The sequence below is a fragment of the Nocardia sp. CA-119907 genome (genome assembly GCF_050955995.1).
Taxonomy (GTDB): Bacteria; Actinomycetota; Actinomycetes; order Mycobacteriales; family Mycobacteriaceae; genus Nocardia.
In genome coordinates this window covers 6891039-6908051 of the sequence record NZ_CP192091.1, presented here as the reverse complement: position 1 = coordinate 6908051, position 17013 = coordinate 6891039, and the positions used below count along the sequence as shown (strand labels likewise).

Here is a 17013-nt window from a genome sequence, read left to right as displayed (position 1 = left end):
AACCAGCAATGAATCGCACCGCGCGGGTGGAGCGCGTCACCAAGGAATCCAATATCGTCGTCGAACTGAACCTGGACGGCACCGGAAAGACCGATATCGCCACCGGCGTCCCGTTCTACGACCACATGCTGACCGCGCTCGGCGCGCACGCCAGCTTCGATCTGACGGTGCGCGCCGAGGGCGATATCGAGATCGAGGCGCACCACACCGTCGAGGACACCGCCATTGTGTTCGGGCAGGCGCTGGGCCAGGCGCTGGGCGATAAGTCCGGCATTCGCCGCTTCGGCGACGCGTTCATTCCGATGGACGAGACCATGGCGCACGCCGCCGTGGACGTCTCCGGCCGTCCGTACTGCGTGCACACCGGCGAACCCGACCACCTGCTGCACGCGGTGATCCCGGGTTCCGGACCGGGTGCACCGTATTCCACCGTCCTCAATCGCCACGTTTTCGAATCGATCGCGCTCAACGCCCGCATCGCCCTGCACGTGCGTGTTCTCTACGGCCGTGACCAGCACCACATCACCGAGGCCGAATTCAAGGCGGTGGCACGGGCTTTGCGTGCCGCTGTCGAACTGGACCCGCGGGTGAGCGGTGTGCCTTCGACGAAGGGGACGCTGTGAGCACCAAATCTGTCGCGCTGCTCGACTACGGTTCCGGCAACCTGCACTCGGCGCAGCGCGCGCTGATCCGTGCGGGTGCGAGTGTCGAGGTGACCGCCGATGCCGGTATCGCGCTCGCCGCCGATGGACTGGTCGTCCCCGGCGTCGGCGCATTCGCCGCGTGCATGGCGGGACTGCGTGCGGTGAAGGGTGACCGCATCATCGGCCAGCGGCTGGCCGGTGCTCGGCCGGTGCTCGGTATCTGCGTCGGTATGCAGATACTGTTCGAGCGCGGCGTCGAGTTCGGTGTCGAAACCGATGGGTGTGCGGAATGGCCCGGTGTGGTCGAGCGCCTTTCTGCTCCGGTGCTGCCGCACATGGGATGGAACACGGTGTCGGCCCCGTCGGACAGTGTCTTGTTCGCGGGGATGGACAGGGATACGCGTTTCTATTTCGTGCACTCCTATGCCGCCCAGACTTGGGACCTGCCGCCGAGCGAGCACTTCGCCGCGCCGAAGCTCACTTGGGCAGAACACGGTGTTCCATTCCTGGCGGCTGTCGAGAACGGACCGCTGTCGGCGACGCAGTTTCATCCCGAAAAGTCCGGTGATGCGGGCGCGCAGCTGCTCCGCAATTGGATCAACTCGCTGTAAACACCCGCTGGCCAGGCGATTTGACATCGTGCACGCCGGTAAGTAACTTTATTCAAGTCAGAGCGACACGGACACCGACCCGGAGCCGAAAGGCCTGGGAAACGAGGTAGGACGAGGAGCGCCTGACGATCACACTGGTTCGGACGAACCCTGATTTTGTGTCGGGGATCGGCTGGGCTAAGCTTCACCAAGTTGCCTCACGGAAGCCCCGGATTTATTCCGGAGTGAAAGTGTGTGCGTGTGTTCTTTGAGAACTCAATAGTGTGTCGATGAATGTCAGTGCCAAATATTATTTTGGTTCCGGCTCCTCATACCCCCGTGTGGTGGGGCTGGACATTTAAGTCAGCAAATACTTTTGCTGGCGTTTGATTTTGCCATGGTTTTCGGACTCTGGTTAATTCTTCTGATTCGCCCCTTTTTGGGGTTGTTTCAAGAGTCTTCAACGGAGAGTTTGATCCTGGCTCAGGACGAACGCTGGCGGCGTGCTTAACACATGCAAGTCGAGCGGTAAGGCCCTTCGGGGTACACGAGCGGCGAACGGGTGAGTAACACGTGGGTGATCTGCCCTGTACTTCGGGATAAGCCTGGGAAACTGGGTCTAATACCGGATATGACCATGGGATGCATGTCTTGTGGTGGAAAGATTTATCGGTACAGGATGGGCCCGCGGCCTATCAGCTTGTTGGTGGGGTAATGGCCTACCAAGGCGACGACGGGTAGCCGACCTGAGAGGGTGACCGGCCACACTGGGACTGAGACACGGCCCAGACTCCTACGGGAGGCAGCAGTGGGGAATATTGCACAATGGGCGGAAGCCTGATGCAGCGACGCCGCGTGAGGGATGACGGCCTTCGGGTTGTAAACCTCTTTCGACAGGGACGAAGCGTAAGTGACGGTACCTGTAGAAGAAGCACCGGCCAACTACGTGCCAGCAGCCGCGGTAATACGTAGGGTGCGAGCGTTGTCCGGAATTACTGGGCGTAAAGAGCTTGTAGGCGGTTCGTCGCGTCGATCGTGAAAACCTACCGCTCAACGGTGGGCTTGCGGTCGATACGGGCGGACTAGAGTACTTCAGGGGAGACTGGAATTCCTGGTGTAGCGGTGAAATGCGCAGATATCAGGAGGAACACCGGTGGCGAAGGCGGGTCTCTGGGAAGTAACTGACGCTGAGAAGCGAAAGCGTGGGTAGCGAACAGGATTAGATACCCTGGTAGTCCACGCCGTAAACGGTGGGTACTAGGTGTGGGTTTCCTTCCACGGGATCCGTGCCGTAGCTAACGCATTAAGTACCCCGCCTGGGGAGTACGGCCGCAAGGCTAAAACTCAAAGGAATTGACGGGGGCCCGCACAAGCGGCGGAGCATGTGGATTAATTCGATGCAACGCGAAGAACCTTACCTGGGTTTGACATACACCGGAAACCTGCAGAGATGTAGGCCCCCTTGTGGTCGGTGTACAGGTGGTGCATGGCTGTCGTCAGCTCGTGTCGTGAGATGTTGGGTTAAGTCCCGCAACGAGCGCAACCCTTATCTTATGTTGCCAGCGCGTAATGGCGGGGACTCGTGAGAGACTGCCGGGGTCAACTCGGAGGAAGGTGGGGACGACGTCAAGTCATCATGCCCCTTATGTCCAGGGCTTCACACATGCTACAATGGCCGGTACAGAGGGCTGCGATACCGTGAGGTGGAGCGAATCCCTTAAAGCCGGTCTCAGTTCGGATCGGGGTCTGCAACTCGACCCCGTGAAGTTGGAGTCGCTAGTAATCGCAGATCAGCAACGCTGCGGTGAATACGTTCCCGGGCCTTGTACACACCGCCCGTCACGTCATGAAAGTCGGTAACACCCGAAGCCGGTGGCCTAACCCTTGTGGAGGGAGCCGTCGAAGGTGGGATTGGCGATTGGGACGAAGTCGTAACAAGGTAGCCGTACCGGAAGGTGCGGCTGGATCACCTCCTTTCTAAGGAGCACTTCTACATGGTCGGCTCGAAGAGTCGGGTACGACTGTGTCAGAGACCGTTTCGGAAGCATTCGTTTTCCGGCGGAAGCTCATGGGTGGAACGCTGACAACCTCTCCCGCGCATGATCGAAGCTCTGTCTTCGGTCGCGGTGGATATATCGACACACTGTTGGGTCCTGAAAGAACAGGCGTTCTTTCCAGGCAAGATAACGATCCGATCGGGTTTCCGGTCATACCGACTCCAGTTTTTTTGGGCTGGGGTGCTGGTGTCGGAGTTGGATTCTTTCGGGTGTGTTGTTTGAGAACTGCACAGTGGACGCGAGCATCTTTGTTAGTAAGTGTTTAAGAGCGTACGGTGGATGCCTTGGCACCAGGAGCCGATGAAGGACGTAGGAGGCTGCGATAAGCCTCGGGGAGCTGTCAACCGAGCTGAGATCCGAGGATTTCCGAATGGGGAAACCCAGCACGAGTGATGTCGTGTTACCCGCATCTGAATATATAGGGTGTGTGGAGGGAACGTGGGGAAGTGAAACATCTCAGTACCCACAGGAAGAGAAAACAATTGTGATTCCGTGAGTAGTGGCGAGCGAAAGCGGATGAGGCTAAACCATGCACGTGTGATACCCGGCAGGGGTTGCGTGTGTGGGGTAGTGGGGTCATTCTTCTCAGATCTGCCGGTCTGAGCGACAGTCAGAAACCGTTGGGTTAGTTGAAGTGGTCTGGAACGGCCTGCCGTAGACGGTGATAGCCCGGTAAGTGAAAACTCAACGGCTGTTGTGGATGATGCCCGAGTAGCAGCGGGCCCGTGAAATCTGCTGTGAATCTGCCGGGACCACCCGGTAAGCCTGAATACTCCCTGGTGACCGATAGCGGACTAGTACCGTGAGGGAAAGGTGAAAAGTACCCCGGGAGGGGAGTGAAATAGTACCTGAAACCGTGCGCTTACAATCCGTCAGGGCCTGCGCCTAGTTTACTAGGGTGGGTGATGGCGTGCCTTTTGAAGAATGAGCCTGCGAGTTAGTGGCATGTGGCGAGGTTAACCCGTGTGGGGTAGCCGTAGCGAAAGCGAGTCCGAATAGGGCGTTTTGAGTCGCGTGTTCTAGACCCGAAGCGGAGTGATCTACCCATGGCCAGGGTGAAGCGACGGTAAGACGTCGTGGAGGCCCGAACCCACTTAGGTTGAAAACTGAGGGGATGAGCTGTGGGTAGGGGTGAAAGGCCAATCAAACTCCGTGATAGCTGGTTCTCCCCGAAATGCATTTAGGTGCAGCGTCACGTGTTTCACGCCGGAGGTAGAGCTACTGGATGGTCTAGGGGGCCTACAAGCTTACCGAAATCAGCCAAACTCCGAATGCCGGTGTGTGAGAGCGTGGCAGTGAGACTGCGGGGGATAAGCTTCGTAGTCGAGAGGGAAACAGCCCAGATCGCCGGCTAAGGCCCCTAAGCGTGTACTAAGTGGAAAAGGATGTGGAGTCGCGAAGACAACCAGGAGGTTGGCTTAGAAGCAGCCATCCTTGAAAGAGTGCGTAATAGCTCACTGGTCAAGTGATTCTGCGCCGACAATGTAGCGGGGCTCAAGTACACCGCCGAAGCCGCGGCATTCACACAATACATCCGCACATCTCTACGGGGGTGTGTGCAGTGGTGTGGATGGGTAGGGGAGCGTCCTACAGCCTTGGAAGCAGCAGCGTGAGCTAGTTGTGGAGGCTGTGGGAGTGAGAATGCAGGCATGAGTAGCGAAAGACGAGTGAGAAACTCGTCCGCCGAATGACCAAGGGTTCCTGGGCCAGGTTAATCCGCCCAGGGTGAGTCGGGACCTAAGGCGAGGCCGACAGGCGTAGTCGATGGACAACGGGTTGATATTCCCGTACCCGTGTATCCGCGCCCAATGGCGAATCATCTGTGCTAACCATCCAAATGTGGAGGGATCTCCTTCGGGAGACCTGAAGCGGCTGCATGGGATCCTGGGTGTAGTAGTCAAGCGATGGGGTGACGCAGGAAGGTAGCTGGGCCAGTCAGTGGTTGTACTGGTGTAAGCCTGTAGGGAGAGCGGTAGGCAAATCCGCCGTTCATATATCCTGAGAGGTGATGCGTAGCCGATTGAGGTGAATTCAGTGATCCTATGCTGCCGAGAAAAGCCTCTAGTGAGTTGGTACACGGCCCGTACCCCAAACCGACACAGGTGGTCAGGTAGAGAATACTGAGGCGATCGAGAGAACTGTGGTTAAGGAACTCGGCAAAATGCCCCCGTAACTTCGGGAGAAGGGGGACCCGGTCTGGTGATGAGATTTACTCTCGGAGCTGGGTTGGGTCGCAGAGACCAGAGAGAAGCGACTGTTTACTAAAAACACAGGTCCGTGCGAAGTCGTAAGACGATGTATACGGACTGACGCCTGCCCGGTGCCGGAAGGTTAAGAGGACCGGTTAGCGCTTCGGCGCGAAGCTGAGAATTTAAGCCCCGGTAAACGGCGGTGGTAACTATAACCATCCTAAGGTAGCGAAATTCCTTGTCGGGTAAGTTCCGACCTGCACGAATGGCGTAACGACTTCTCTGCTGTCTCAACCACAGACTCGGCGAAATTGCATTACGAGTAAAGATGCTCGTTACGCGCGGCAGGACGAAAAGACCCCGGGACCTTCACTATAGCTTGGTATTGGTGTTCGGTACGGTTTGTGTAGGATAGGTGGGAGACTGTGAAGCAGGCACGCCAGTGTTTGTGGAGTCGTCGTTGAAATACCACTCTGGTCGTATTGGACTTCTAACCTCGGACCATGATCTGGTTCAGGGACAGTGCCTGGTGGGTAGTTTAACTGGGGCGGTTGCCTCCTAAAATGTAACGGAGGCGCCCAAAGGTTCCCTCAGCCTGGTTGGCAATCAGGTGTCGAGTGCAAGTGCACAAGGGAGCTTGACTGTGAGAGTGACAGCTCGAGCAGGGACGAAAGTCGGGACTAGTGATCCGGCACCGGCAAGTGGAAGCGGTGTCGCTCAACGGATAAAAGGTACCCCGGGGATAACAGGCTGATCTTCCCCAAGAGTCCATATCGACGGGATGGTTTGGCACCTCGATGTCGGCTCGTCGCATCCTGGGGCTGGAGTAGGTCCCAAGGGTTGGGCTGTTCGCCCATTAAAGCGGCACGCGAGCTGGGTTTAGAACGTCGTGAGACAGTTCGGTCTCTATCCGCCGCGCGCGTCAGAAACTTGAGGAAGGCTGTCCCTAGTACGAGAGGACCGGGACGGACGAACCTCTGGTGTGCCAGTTGTCCTGCCAAGGGCACTGCTGGTTAGCTACGTTCGGAAGGGATAACCGCTGAAAGCATCTAAGCGGGAAGCCTGTTCCAAGATGAGGTTTCTCACCACCCTCGAGTGGTTAAGGCCCCCCACAGACCATGGGGTTGATAGGCCAGAACTGGAAGCCCGGTAACGGGTGTAGGTGACTGGTACTAATCGGCCGAGGACTTACCAACAAAGAAGCTACGCGTCCACTGTGCGGTATCTGAAACAACACACAGACACCTGCTGTTCGATGAACAAAGAGATTGTTTCTTTGTTTGTCGTGGTGGGTGTGTGGATAGTTTCATAGAGTTACGGCGGCTATAGCGGTGGGGAAACGCCCGGTCCCATTCCGAACCCGGAAGCTAAGGCCACCAGCGCCGATGGTACTGCACTCGACAGGGTGTGGGAGAGTAGGACACCGCCGGAACATCCTTGCGAAAGGCCCCCAACACAGTTGGGGGCCTTTTTGCGTTATCACGCAGATAGTGGTGATCTTCCGGGTAGACCCTGACTCCGGATGCCCGGATATGGGGGTTGCTTCCGGATCCGCCACGCCGAGGCCCGGGCCTACGGTCGTGGTGAGGAGGTCACCATGAGGTCCGTCACGGTTGCGCTGACCGTCATCGGGGTCTACGCCGCGGTCGCGAGTTTCGCGTTCGCGGCCTCCCTCACCGAGACGATCATGCTGTACCCCAATATCTTTCGCGATGTGCCTGATTCGCTGGCACAGACCGAGCAGTTCATGAGCGAGGTCGCGGTCGGCGATGTCATGCGCCCGCTCGGCGGGGTGCTGACGGTGTGTGCGTTGATCGCCTGTGCGGTGGCGGTCCGGTACCGCCTCGCGCGGAGATGGGTCGTCGCATCAATGATTTCGCTCATCGGCGGGCAGTTCCTGCTATCGATCCTCTATCTGTGGCCGCGCGCGACGATCCTGTTCGACGAGCGTTCCCGGCACAGTCTCGCCGAAATCGAGAGCGCGGCAACCGAATTCCAGGTGGGCGAGTGGGTTCGGATAGCAGTGGCCCTGGCGACCGCGGTATTCGCAGTCGCCGCCACGCTGAGTTGTTATCGCACACGGATTCTCGCCGAGGCCGACGAGCGGTTCGAAGAACTGGCCTAGGGCCGGGTGCCCGTGGACCACACCGGCGTCGTCTCCACTCGGGACAGTCGCCAGCCCTCGGCGGTACGGACGGCATCGAAGCGGTAGACCTCGCCGAGGGTGAATTGCGGCTCCGGCGCGATCCGCGGTTCGGCGGTCGCGGCGGGGGTGAAGGTGGCGATGAGATTCGCCCGCAGCTCGGCGATATCGCTACCCAGATCGATGACCACGTTGCTGATGAAGTGCTGGACGCGCTTGTCGTCGGAGTGATTCCGGCTGGCCTGTGCGATCAGCGCATCGACGCCGTCGGCCCGACCGCCCGGGGTTTTGGCGGTCGCATCGGCGGTGTAGATCGCGCGGAGGTCGTCGAAGCGTCCCTCGTCCAAGACGCGGCCCAAGCGGTCGACCAATGCGGTGATCTCATTGCGGTCCATCAGCTCTCGGAGTTGGCGCTGGGTGGTGTCGTCCTTGGCGGTGGCGCTCGCGCAGGCGGCGACCAGGGCCAGCGGCAGCGCGGCGAGGGGGAGGAGGCGGCGGATCTTGTTCATCGGTGGAACCTTTCGCATTAAATGTTGGCCACGCCAACGTTGGTGAAGCCAACGTAACAGATTGTGGGTGGCACCAACAAGTGTTGCTACATTTGACGCATGGAGATCGCGCACGAGGACACCCCGGGCAGGCTGCGCGCCCTGCCCACCCGACTGGTGAACCAGGTGGCCATCCTGGCCAACCGGGCGACCGAGCGCGCCTTCGACGCGACCGGATCACGCCGCTATCACTACGCCCTGCTCACCACGCTCCACGAATTCGGGCCCGCCAGCCAGGCTGATCTGGGCCGACGCACCCGCATCGATCGCAGCGATATCGTCGCCGCGCTGAATGATCTGGCCGAGCGGGGTCTCATCGAACGCAGTCCGGACCCGGGCGACCGCCGCCGCAATATCGTCACCATCACCAAGACCGGCACCCGCCACCTGGCCGAACTGGACCACCGCATCGAAGGCGCCCAGGACGAGTTGCTGGCCGCCCTCTCGGCGGCCGAGCGCCGAGAACTCGTCCGGCTGCTCACCCGCATCCTCGATGATCATGCCCGCGACTGATCGCACCGGTATTTCCGCAGGCCGAGGGTAGGGCGCACGGAGCGAGCAACTAAACTGCATCCGTGAGTCTTGTGCTGCTACCTGCTGTCGATGTCGCCAATGGAGAGGCCGTGCGCCTGGTTCAGGGAGAGGCGGGCAGCGAAACCAACTACGGCTCCCCGCGCGACGCGGCGCTCGCCTGGCAGGAGGCCGGTGCGGAATGGGTGCATCTGGTCGATCTCGACGCGGCATTCGGGCGCGGCTCCAACCGGGAACTGCTGGCCGACGTCGTCGGTGAACTCGACGTGCGGGTGGAGCTGTCCGGTGGCATTCGCGATGACGAATCCCTGGAGGCCGCGCTGGCCACCGGCTGTGCCCGGGTCAACCTCGGCACCGCCGCGCTGGAGGATCCGCAGTGGTGCGCCCGCGCCATCGCCAAGCACGGTGAGCGCATCGCCGTCGGCCTCGACGTGCGGATCATCGACGGTGAACACCGGCTGCGCGGTCGCGGCTGGGTCAGCGACGGCGGCGATCTGTGGGAGGTGCTCGAGCGCCTCGAACGCGACGGCTGCTCGCGCTATGTGGTCACCGATGTGACCAAGGACGGCACCCTCACCGGCCCCAACCTGGACCTGCTGCGCGAAGTGTGCGCCGCGACCGACGCGCCGGTCATCGCCTCCGGCGGCGTCTCCACCATCGAGGATCTGATCGCCATCGCCGAACTGGTCCCCGAGGGCGTCGAGGGTTCGATCGTCGGCAAGGCGCTGTACGCGGGTCGCTTCACGCTGCCCGAGGCGCTGGCCGCGGTGCGCTGATCGATTCGATGACCGCCAACCGCCTCGACACCGAACTACCGGCGCTGCTCGACGTCGCCAGCGATATTCTCGACGCGGCCAGCCCTCGTTTCGTCGAGGGGGTCGGTGCGCCGAGTGCGGTGGCCAAGGGCCGCAACGACTTCGCGACCGAACTCGATCTCGAGCTGGAGCGCACCATTTCCGCCCAGCTCGAACAGCGCACCGGAATCGAGGTGCACGGTGAGGAATTCGGCGGACCGCAGCTCACCTCCGGCACCGCGTGGGTGCTCGACCCGATCGACGGCACCTTCAATTACTCATCGGGACATCCTCTCTCGGGCATGCTGCTCGCGCTGGTGCACGACGGGGAGCCGCTGCTCGGGCTGACCTGGCTGCCCTTGCTCGGCCAGCGTTATGCGGCGGCCGCCACCGGTCCGGTGCTGCTCAACGGCGAACCGCTGCCGCGGCTGCCGCACAGCAAGCTGGGCGAGGCGATGATCGGCTTCGGCGCGTTCAATGTGGATTCCGCGGGGCGCATTCCCGGCCGATTCCGCTTCGACCTGCTCGGTCCGTTGAGCCGGTTGTCCTCGCGGGTGCGCATGCACGGTTCCACTGGTATCGACCTCGCGTTCACCGCATCCGGTGTGCTCGGCGGCGCGATCGTCTTCGGGCACCATCCGTGGGACAACGCGGCGGGTGTGGCGCTGGTCCGCGCGGCGGGGGGTGTGGTGACCGATCTGGCGGGTGCGCCGTGGACCATCACCTCGGGGTCGGTGCTGGCCGGCGCGCCCGGGGTGCACGAGGAACTGCTGGAAATGATTTGCACGGTCGCCGACGATGCGTGAGGCTGCGCGACGGGACACGGCAAGATTCGAGGAAGGATGAGCCGATGACATTGGCCGTACGCGTAATTCCGTGCCTGGATGTCGATGCGGGCCGGGTGGTCAAGGGCGTCAACTTCGAAAACCTGCGCGATGCGGGCGATCCCGTCGAACTCGCGGCCGCCTACGATCTGCAGGGTGCCGACGAGCTGACCTTCCTCGACGTCACCGCCTCCACCGGCGACCGCGGCACCATGATCGATGTCGTGACCCGAACAGCCGAGCAGATTTTCATCCCGCTCACTGTCGGCGGCGGTGTGCGCACGGTGGACGATGTGGACCGGCTGCTGCGCGCGGGCGCGGACAAGGTGTCGGTGAACACCGCGGCCATCGCGCGTCCCGAGGTATTGCGCGAAATGTCCGAACGCTTCGGCTCTCAGTGCATCGTGCTGTCGGTGGACGCGCGCACCGTTCCCGAGGGCCAGCCCGACACTCCCTCTGGCTGGGAGGTCACCACGCACGGCGGCAAGCGCGGCACCGGCATCGACGCCGTCGAATGGGCGGTGCGCGGAGCCGAACTCGGCGTCGGTGAGATCCTGCTCAACTCGATGGATGCGGATGGCACGAAGGCCGGTTTCGATCTGCCGATGATCAAGGCCGTGCGCGAGGCGGTATCGGTACCGGTGATCGCCAGTGGTGGAGCGGGTGCGATCGAACACTTCGCGCCCGCCGTGCACGCCGGAGCGGATGCGGTTCTGGCCGCCAGCGTCTTCCACTTCGGCGACCTGACCATCCCCCAGGTCAAGGCCGCCATGCGCGCTGAACATATAGTGGTGCGTTAACATTTCGGCCGCCACGCCGGGGCGGTGATTGCTATCTGCTCGATACTTCCCCAGGCTTGGCGACCATGTCCGCCATGTGTCCCTCATGCTCTTGGCCCTCGCCGATGCTGGTGTCGACGCATGGCTCGGTTCGCTATCTGCGCTGTGTCTGCGGCAAGTGGCTGGTCGCCCACCGTGGCGGGGTGAACCTGGTGACCGGTCGGACCACCTGCACCAAAAAGGCTGCGGCCGAACATTTCGAATTGATTCCGCTGCCCGAGGAATGATCGCTGGAGCCAGCTGCGATCTTCGGGGATCCAGCGGTTGAGTCAGCGTGCGGTAGGACGAGCTGGTCGAGCCGGTGCGGAACCTGCTTCTGCGCAACCTCATTCGTACCGTTCTCGGTCAGGCCGCGACTGGCTCGCCCTAAGGTAGGCCATCGTGCGTCGAATTCAGTTTGCACAGAGCATCTTTGGCGGATTCGACACTGATCGTGGTAAGCGGCGCGCCCACTACGCGGGTGCGCCCCGAATTCGGCGGCTTGGGTCTCGGCGCGATGGTCCAGGTTCGGTGGACAGCTGGGCTGGCTGTTGGGAGCTGGTCACGGTCGTGAGGAACTGCTCGCGAAGGGGTCACATCAGTAGCCTGCGTGTTCGTGATGGGGCCCGGCGTGCGTCTGAGCCTGGGCCAGGGTCGGCAACCCGGTTGGCGGGAACGGCGACAGAGGCCAAACCAGGTGCCGAATAGGGGAGTGGTATTACCGCGCGCGTGGTATCCCAGCGACGCGCGGACGATGGCGGGCGGGGTGCGGGCAGCCAACAGGTGTGCTCGCTCCTGCGGGGTCAGGTACCGGCGCGCTCAGAACCTGCGAGCGCTATGTCGGCATCCCGACAGCAACGCCGCGGTGGCGTCCGAGGGGTACCTGCGATGGGTATGAATCCGCGACATGGGTAACTCCTGGAATGTGGGAGTCGCCACCCGATGCCGTCAGAATTGAATGGCCGCGGCCCTGTATAACGGTGATATGACTCTCGACCCCGCCATCGCCGCCCGGCTCAAGCGCAATGACGCCGGACTTGTCGCCGCGGTCGCGCAGGAGCGCGGCACCGGTGATGTGCTGATGGTTGCCTGGATGGACGACGAGGCGCTGGCCCGCACGCTGGAAACCCGTAAGGCGACCTACTATTCGCGGTCTCGCCAGCAGTACTGGGTCAAGGGTGAGACCTCCGGCCACACCCAGTACGTGCACGAGGTCCGCCTCGACTGCGACGGTGACACCGTTCTCCTGGTCGTCGACCAGGAGGGCGCGGCCTGCCACACGGGTACCCACACCTGCTTCGATTCCGATCTGCTGCTCGCCGACAACCTGCTGCTCGCCGACGACTGAGCTCGAGTACCCTCAGCGAGCGGGGACGCTCCAGTGATGAACTCGCGCACCGCGATTCGGTCGGCACCGCCACGTTCATCGCGGTCGCATTCTCGTGCCCGGTGCGCATACTGCCCGAATCTCGCGTGGCTCCTAGGGATTCGGCTGATCGGGCTCCTCGACCGCCGTCGACCGTCCGCTGGACTGGTTCAGGGTGTCGGTGAGCTGCGTGGCGAGTAGCTCGCTCAGATCGGCGAGTTGCGCTGTTTGTCCGGCTTCGAGACCGTCGAATACCAACTGGCGCACCGCATCCAGATAACCGGGCGCCGCTTCGACGACCTTCGAGTAGCCGTCGTCGGTGAGTACCGCGTGCACACCGCGGCGTCCGGTGGTTGCTGACCGTTGCGCCCAGCCCATTCGCTCCAGCTTCGACACCACATGGGACAGTCGCGATAGCGATGCATTTGCCTTGTGGGCAAGCTCACTCATCTGCAGCCGGTGGCCCGGCTCTTCCGATAATAGTGTTAGCACCCAGTATTCGAAATGCGTCACCCCGGATTCGCGCTGCAGCTGGGTATCCAAAGCACCTGGTAGACGTGTCATCAGCGCAACGATCGCGCGCCAAGCTCGTTGTTCGTCCGGGTCGAGCCATTTCGTCACTGGGTGCCTTCTTTCGAGCCAAGTGACGTGTTCTTGTTAGTGAGCCTAGCGATTAATGAAAAGCATATTCACAGCCACTCGCGTAAATGAGTTTGCCACGACTTCGCTCGACCGTCATGAACTTGGTGCGCGACGTGAGGTCACTCACAAAGCCCGATTGGGGGTCGGCTAGGTGTCGTGGGTGACCGTCGGCGTTTGCGGGGCCACGGCGGGCGGCGTTGGCTTGGGCGGCACCGCCTGCTTGCCGGGGTGCCTGCGCCGCCATCGACGCCAGTAGATCAGGTACACCGAGGCGAGGAAGATGACCGCCGCCGTGATCGCGCCGACCAGCGACGCGCCGCGGAAGGCAGGGGCGTCGACATCGAGGATCCGCTGACCGGCGTGCGCGGCGTTGTTGTTGCCGAGCACGATCGATAGGATCATCAGATTCGGAATCGCGAGGATCACCGCGAGCAATGCGGCCGCGCCCGCGATGAACTTCCCGGCCCGGCGCTTCCAGATCATTGCGGCGAACAGCATCAGGAACAACGGGAGCGCGGTGCCGAGCGAGCCGTAGACCAGACCCCAACCGATGCCCTTGCTGAAACTGCCGTTCACCAACTCGGCGATGCGCTGCGCCCACCAGCGCGGAATGAACGCCGCCAGAATGAAGTAGGCGACGATCAGAACGGCGATGACCACCACTGTGGCGATGATCCGAGTGCGCCACGTGGCCAGCGTGGATTTCTGACCGCCCGGCCGAACCTCGCTCGAAGTCATGAATTCAGCGTATGCCCGGCAACCAGCAGATCGATGGCGATGGACCTGGTGTTTTTCGCGGCGGCACCCGCGAAATAGTGATTACCGGCTACTGCAGCGCACGCTCACGCAGGAACTTCAGCGCCTCGTCCGCGTGCACATTGGCGCGTAGTTCGCCGGTGATCACCGTGGCGATCTTGCGATCCCGGTCGATCACGAACGTCTGCCGCTTGACCGGAGCGAGTTTGCCCAGCAATCCGCGCTTCACGCCGAAGGCCGCGGCGACCTTGCCGTCGGCGTCGGAGAGCAGGGGATATCCGAGATTCTGCTTGGCGGCGAATCCGGCCTGGGTGTCGACACCGTCGGTGCTGATGCCGACACACGACGCGCCGAGCGCGGCGAATTCGGCGGACAGATCACGGAAGTGGCAGGCCTCCGCCGTGCAGACCGGCGTATTCGCGGCGGGGTAGAAGAACAGCACGAGCGGGCCGTTCGCGAGCAGGGCATCGAGCGAACGCGGTGTGCCGGATTGATCGGGAAGCTCGAACTCGGGGGCGAGCTGACCAGTCTTCATACTGGGGACAGTACCGGGCGTGCGGTCGGTATGCCGCCTGGAAACCGCGTGTGAGATCGAACGGGGCGAGTGTAGTGACGCCGGTCACCAGCCCATACGACGCATGAGAACCGGACAGTCGGTAAGGAGGGATGGGACGCGCCGACAAGGGTGTCGGACCCGCCTGGGATGATGGATCCATGCCTGGCGCGTCCACTCCCACCACCACGACCCGCGAACAGTTCCACCTACTGGCCGCGGAGCACCGAGTGGTTCCGGTGACCCGAAAGGTGCTGGCGGACTCGGAAACTCCGCTGTCGGCCTACCGAAAGCTGGCCGCGGACCGGGCCGGCACCTTCCTGTTCGAGTCCGCGGAGACCGGGCGGTCCTGGTCGCGCTGGTCGTTCATCGGCGCCGGCAGTCCGTCCGCGCTCACCGTCGTGGACGGCGAAGCGGCCTGGCTCGGCAACACCCCGGTGGACGCACCCTCCGGCGGCGATCCGCTGGTCGCGCTGCGCGAAACCCTGCAATTGCTGCAGACCGAGCGACTGCCCGGCCTGCCCCCGCTGACCGGCGGCATGGTCGGCTACCTCGGCTACGACGCGGTGCGTCGAATCGAGCGGCTGCCCACCCTCGCCGTCGACGATCTGCGGCTGCCGGAGATGGTGCTGCTGCTGGCCACCGATCTCGCGGCCTTCGACCATCACGAGGGCGCGATCACGCTTATCGCCAACGCGGTCAACTGGAACGGCACCGCCGAACGCGTCGACGAGGCCTATGACGATGCGGTGGCCCGGCTGGACCGGATGACCGCGGCGCTGGCCGCCCCCTCGGAGTCCACCGTATCGGTCTTCGATCAGCCCGACCCGGAGTACATCCGCCGCCGCACCACCGATGAATTCGGTGCCGGGGTGCGCCGCCTGGTCAAGGAGATCGAGGCGGGCGAGGCATTTCAGGTGGTGCTCTCCCAGCGCTTCGAAATGGACTACAACGGCGCGCCGGTGGACCTCTACCGGATGCTGCGCGCGTCCAACCCGAGTCCGTACATGTACCTGATCCACATCCCGGACAGCGACGGCGGCACCGCCTTCTCCATCGTCGGCTCCAGCCCGGAATCGCTGGTCACCGTGAAAGAGGGGGTGGCAACCACACATCCGATCGCGGGCACCAGGTGGCGCGGTGCCACCGAGGAGGACGATCTGCTGCTGGAGAAGGGGTTGCTGGCCGATGAGAAGGAAAACGCCGAGCATTTGATGCTCGTCGATCTCGGCCGCAACGATCTGGGGCGGGTCTGCCAGCCGGGTACGGTGCGGGTCACCGAGTACCGGCATATCGAGCGCTACAGCCATGTCATGCATCTGGTCTCGACGGTCTCGGGCCGCCTCGCGCCGGGCAAGATCGCGCTGGACGCGGTGCGTGCCTGCTTCCCCGCGGGCACACTGTCGGGCGCGCCCAAGGTGCGCGCGATGGAGCTCATCGAGGAACTCGAGCCCACCCGCCGCGGTGTGTACGGCGGCGTCGTCGGCTACCTCGACTTCGCGGGTGACGCGGATACCGCGATCGCCATTCGCACCGCATTGCTGAAGGACGGCACGGCCTATGTGCAGGCGGGTGCGGGCATCGTCGCGGATTCGGATCCGGACTATGAGGATGTCGAATCCCGCAATAAGGCGATGGCCGTGCTGCGCGCGGTCGCGGCCGCGAAAACCGTGCGGGCCTACGGCGCACCGACCTCCGCGGATGGCAGCGCGCAATGACCCGCTCGGAATCCGGCGATACCGATTCGGCGGCCCCGGCGGGTGTCGAAACCCAAAAGCGCAAGTATCCGGTCGGCGCGATCGTCCTGCTCGCCCCAGCGGCGGCGGCGCTCTGGGGCTCGTCACGGATGACTTGGGTAACCGTCTCGTCCACCGATGGCCTCACCGAACCGCGCACCGACAAGCTCAACGGCGGGGTCTGGTTCGGCGCGCTCACGCCGCTGGCCCTGGTGCTGCTCGCCGCCATCGCCGCGGTGCTGGCCACCCGCGGCTGGTTGCGGCGCATGGTCGGCGTACTGATCGGTTTGGCGGCGGCGGTGACCGCCGTGCCCGCCTTCGCCCTGTTGACCAGATCCGGTGCGACCGCGGCGCGTGCGGCCACCCTGGCAGAGCTACCCGGCCGCGCGACCGTCACCGAGGTGGTCACCTCCCAGTTTCCGGCCGTGCTTTCGCTGGTGGGAGCGCTGGCCGCCTTTACGGCCGGAGTCCTGCTGGCCCGCATGCCGCAGGACACCGCCCGCCTCTCCGGCAAATACGACAATCCGGTGTTCCGCCGCGCCGCGGCCACCGAGCAGGTGACGCGCCAGCGCACCGATGACGCGGACGCGACGTCGGGACAGCTCTCCGAGCGAGTGCTCTGGGACGCATTGGACGCGGGCACCGACCCGACCGAGGAAGCGCCCGGGCCCGACGCGGCCGTCGACACGCCCGATCATGATCAGGGCAAAACCGGGAGTGGGGGTGCCTGAGCAGATGACTACAAGCCCCGGCGCAGTTGCGCCACAAGTAGCCAATTATTCTTTGTCAGCATCGGTGAGACAGCGCCTGGGGGGATTCTCA

15 protein-coding genes and 3 rRNA genes are annotated in these 17013 nt (G+C 62.9%); 14 read left to right on the top strand and 4 right to left on the bottom strand.

The window, feature by feature from the left end; genetic code table 11:
• The first annotated feature begins 8 nt into the window (after positions 1–8).
• From hisB to ACQP2D_RS30815, 6 genes are all read left to right on the top strand, one after another.
• Entirely contained in the window at positions 9–623 is a 615-nt protein-coding gene (gene hisB, locus ACQP2D_RS30840; RefSeq protein ID WP_433679432.1) for an imidazoleglycerol-phosphate dehydratase HisB, read from the top strand.
• The gene (hisH, locus tag ACQP2D_RS30835) at positions 620–1255 is read left to right on the top strand and encodes an imidazole glycerol phosphate synthase subunit HisH (protein ID WP_433679431.1); all 636 of its coding nucleotides are present in this window, start codon (positions 620–622) and stop codon (positions 1253–1255) included. The genes hisB and hisH overlap by 4 nt, the downstream gene beginning before the upstream one ends.
• A gap of 439 nt (positions 1256–1694) precedes the next feature.
• Positions 1695–3211 (top strand): 16S ribosomal RNA (locus tag ACQP2D_RS30830).
• A gap of 332 nt (positions 3212–3543) precedes the next feature.
• Positions 3544–6676: ribosomal RNA gene (locus ACQP2D_RS30825) — 23S ribosomal RNA — on the top strand.
• Positions 6677–6795: 119 nt separating this feature from the next.
• A 5S ribosomal RNA gene (rrf, locus tag ACQP2D_RS30820) occupies positions 6796–6912 on the top strand.
• Together the 16S, 23S and 5S rRNA genes form the textbook arrangement of a ribosomal RNA operon.
• Before the next feature lie 165 nt (positions 6913–7077).
• The gene (locus ACQP2D_RS30815) at positions 7078–7605 is read left to right on the top strand and encodes a hypothetical protein (RefSeq protein ID WP_433679430.1); all 528 of its coding nucleotides are present in this window, start codon (positions 7078–7080) and stop codon (positions 7603–7605) included.
• On the opposite strand, the gene ACQP2D_RS30810 is transcribed toward ACQP2D_RS30815, so the two are convergent.
• Complete coding sequence (locus ACQP2D_RS30810) at positions 7602–8132, bottom strand: nuclear transport factor 2 family protein (RefSeq protein WP_433679429.1); 531 nt, start codon at positions 8130–8132, stop codon at positions 7602–7604. The genes ACQP2D_RS30815 and ACQP2D_RS30810 overlap by 4 nt on opposite strands.
• A gap of 99 nt (positions 8133–8231) precedes the next feature.
• On the opposite strand from ACQP2D_RS30810, the gene ACQP2D_RS30805 reads away from it, so the two are divergent.
• The 6 genes from ACQP2D_RS30805 to hisI all read left to right on the top strand — a co-directional run bounded on the left by ACQP2D_RS30805 (position 8232) and on the right by hisI (position 12486).
• Positions 8232–8684, top strand: coding sequence for a MarR family winged helix-turn-helix transcriptional regulator (locus ACQP2D_RS30805; RefSeq protein WP_433679428.1), 453 nt, complete (start codon positions 8232–8234; stop codon positions 8682–8684).
• A gap of 62 nt (positions 8685–8746) precedes the next feature.
• Positions 8747–9478 carry a bifunctional 1-(5-phosphoribosyl)-5-((5-phosphoribosylamino)methylideneamino)imidazole-4-carboxamide isomerase/phosphoribosylanthranilate isomerase PriA gene (gene priA, locus ACQP2D_RS30800; RefSeq protein WP_433679427.1) on the top strand — a complete coding sequence of 244 codons (732 nt, stop codon included), beginning with the start codon at positions 8747–8749 and terminating at the stop codon, positions 9476–9478.
• An 8-nt stretch (positions 9479–9486) separates the two neighbouring features.
• Positions 9487–10302 (top strand): inositol monophosphatase family protein, encoded by an 816-nt coding sequence (locus tag ACQP2D_RS30795; protein WP_433679426.1) that lies wholly within the window; start codon positions 9487–9489, stop codon positions 10300–10302.
• Positions 10303–10346: 44 nt separating this feature from the next.
• Positions 10347–11120 carry an imidazole glycerol phosphate synthase subunit HisF gene (gene hisF, locus ACQP2D_RS30790; protein WP_433679425.1) on the top strand — a complete coding sequence of 258 codons (774 nt, stop codon included), beginning with the start codon at positions 10347–10349 and terminating at the stop codon, positions 11118–11120.
• Between the two features lie 110 nt (positions 11121–11230).
• On the top strand, positions 11231–11386 hold the full coding sequence (locus ACQP2D_RS30785; RefSeq protein ID WP_433679424.1) for a hypothetical protein: 156 nt from the start codon (positions 11231–11233) through the stop codon (positions 11384–11386).
• Between the two features lie 737 nt (positions 11387–12123).
• Positions 12124–12486 carry a phosphoribosyl-AMP cyclohydrolase gene (hisI, locus tag ACQP2D_RS30780; protein ID WP_433679423.1) on the top strand — a complete coding sequence of 121 codons (363 nt, stop codon included), beginning with the start codon at positions 12124–12126 and terminating at the stop codon, positions 12484–12486.
• Positions 12487–12618: 132 nt separating this feature from the next.
• Here hisI and ACQP2D_RS30775 read toward each other — a convergent pair whose 3' ends face one another.
• The 3 genes from ACQP2D_RS30775 to ACQP2D_RS30765 all read right to left on the bottom strand — a co-directional run bounded on the left by ACQP2D_RS30775 (position 12619) and on the right by ACQP2D_RS30765 (position 14437).
• Positions 12619–13068 (bottom strand): MarR family winged helix-turn-helix transcriptional regulator, encoded by a 450-nt coding sequence (locus ACQP2D_RS30775; protein WP_433685809.1) that lies wholly within the window; start codon positions 13066–13068, stop codon positions 12619–12621.
• A 225-nt stretch (positions 13069–13293) separates the two neighbouring features.
• Complete coding sequence (locus ACQP2D_RS30770) at positions 13294–13884, bottom strand: permease (protein WP_433679422.1); 591 nt, start codon at positions 13882–13884, stop codon at positions 13294–13296.
• A gap of 88 nt (positions 13885–13972) precedes the next feature.
• Positions 13973–14437 (bottom strand): peroxiredoxin, encoded by a 465-nt coding sequence (locus ACQP2D_RS30765; protein ID WP_433679421.1) that lies wholly within the window; start codon positions 14435–14437, stop codon positions 13973–13975.
• A 179-nt stretch (positions 14438–14616) separates the two neighbouring features.
• On the opposite strand from ACQP2D_RS30765, the gene ACQP2D_RS30760 reads away from it, so the two are divergent.
• Both ACQP2D_RS30760 and ACQP2D_RS30755 read left to right on the top strand, forming a co-directional pair.
• A complete protein-coding gene (locus tag ACQP2D_RS30760) occupies positions 14617–16173 on the top strand; it encodes an anthranilate synthase component I (RefSeq protein ID WP_433685808.1) in 1557 nt (518 codons plus the stop codon).
• Positions 16170–16922 carry a TIGR02234 family membrane protein gene (locus tag ACQP2D_RS30755; protein ID WP_433679420.1) on the top strand — a complete coding sequence of 251 codons (753 nt, stop codon included), beginning with the start codon at positions 16170–16172 and terminating at the stop codon, positions 16920–16922. The genes ACQP2D_RS30760 and ACQP2D_RS30755 overlap by 4 nt, the downstream gene beginning before the upstream one ends.
• Positions 16923–17013 lie beyond the last annotated feature (91 nt).

Excerpts from the sequence above, each read along its gene's own strand:
- hisB (WP_433679432.1), top strand. The coding sequence starts at position 9 with ATGAATCGCACCGCGCGGGTGGAGCGCGTCACCAAGGAATCCAATATC.
- ACQP2D_RS30815 (WP_433679430.1), top strand. The coding sequence starts at position 7,078 with ATGAGGTCCGTCACGGTTGCGCTGACCGTCATCGGGGTCTACGCCGCG.
- ACQP2D_RS30810 (WP_433679429.1), bottom strand. The coding sequence starts at position 8,132 with ATGAACAAGATCCGCCGCCTCCTCCCCCTCGCCGCGCTGCCGCTGGCC.
- ACQP2D_RS30805 (WP_433679428.1), top strand. The coding sequence starts at position 8,232 with ATGGAGATCGCGCACGAGGACACCCCGGGCAGGCTGCGCGCCCTGCCC.
- ACQP2D_RS30795 (WP_433679426.1), top strand. The coding sequence starts at position 9,487 with ATGACCGCCAACCGCCTCGACACCGAACTACCGGCGCTGCTCGACGTC.
- hisF (WP_433679425.1), top strand. The coding sequence starts at position 10,347 with ATGACATTGGCCGTACGCGTAATTCCGTGCCTGGATGTCGATGCGGGC.
- hisI (WP_433679423.1), top strand. The coding sequence starts at position 12,124 with ATGACTCTCGACCCCGCCATCGCCGCCCGGCTCAAGCGCAATGACGCC.
- ACQP2D_RS30775 (WP_433685809.1), bottom strand. The coding sequence starts at position 13,068 with ATGACACGTCTACCAGGTGCTTTGGATACCCAGCTGCAGCGCGAATCC.
- ACQP2D_RS30770 (WP_433679422.1), bottom strand. The coding sequence starts at position 13,884 with ATGACTTCGAGCGAGGTTCGGCCGGGCGGTCAGAAATCCACGCTGGCC.
- ACQP2D_RS30765 (WP_433679421.1), bottom strand. The coding sequence starts at position 14,437 with ATGAAGACTGGTCAGCTCGCCCCCGAGTTCGAGCTTCCCGATCAATCC.
- ACQP2D_RS30760 (WP_433685808.1), top strand. The coding sequence starts at position 14,617 with ATGCCTGGCGCGTCCACTCCCACCACCACGACCCGCGAACAGTTCCAC.
- ACQP2D_RS30755 (WP_433679420.1), top strand. The coding sequence starts at position 16,170 with ATGACCCGCTCGGAATCCGGCGATACCGATTCGGCGGCCCCGGCGGGT.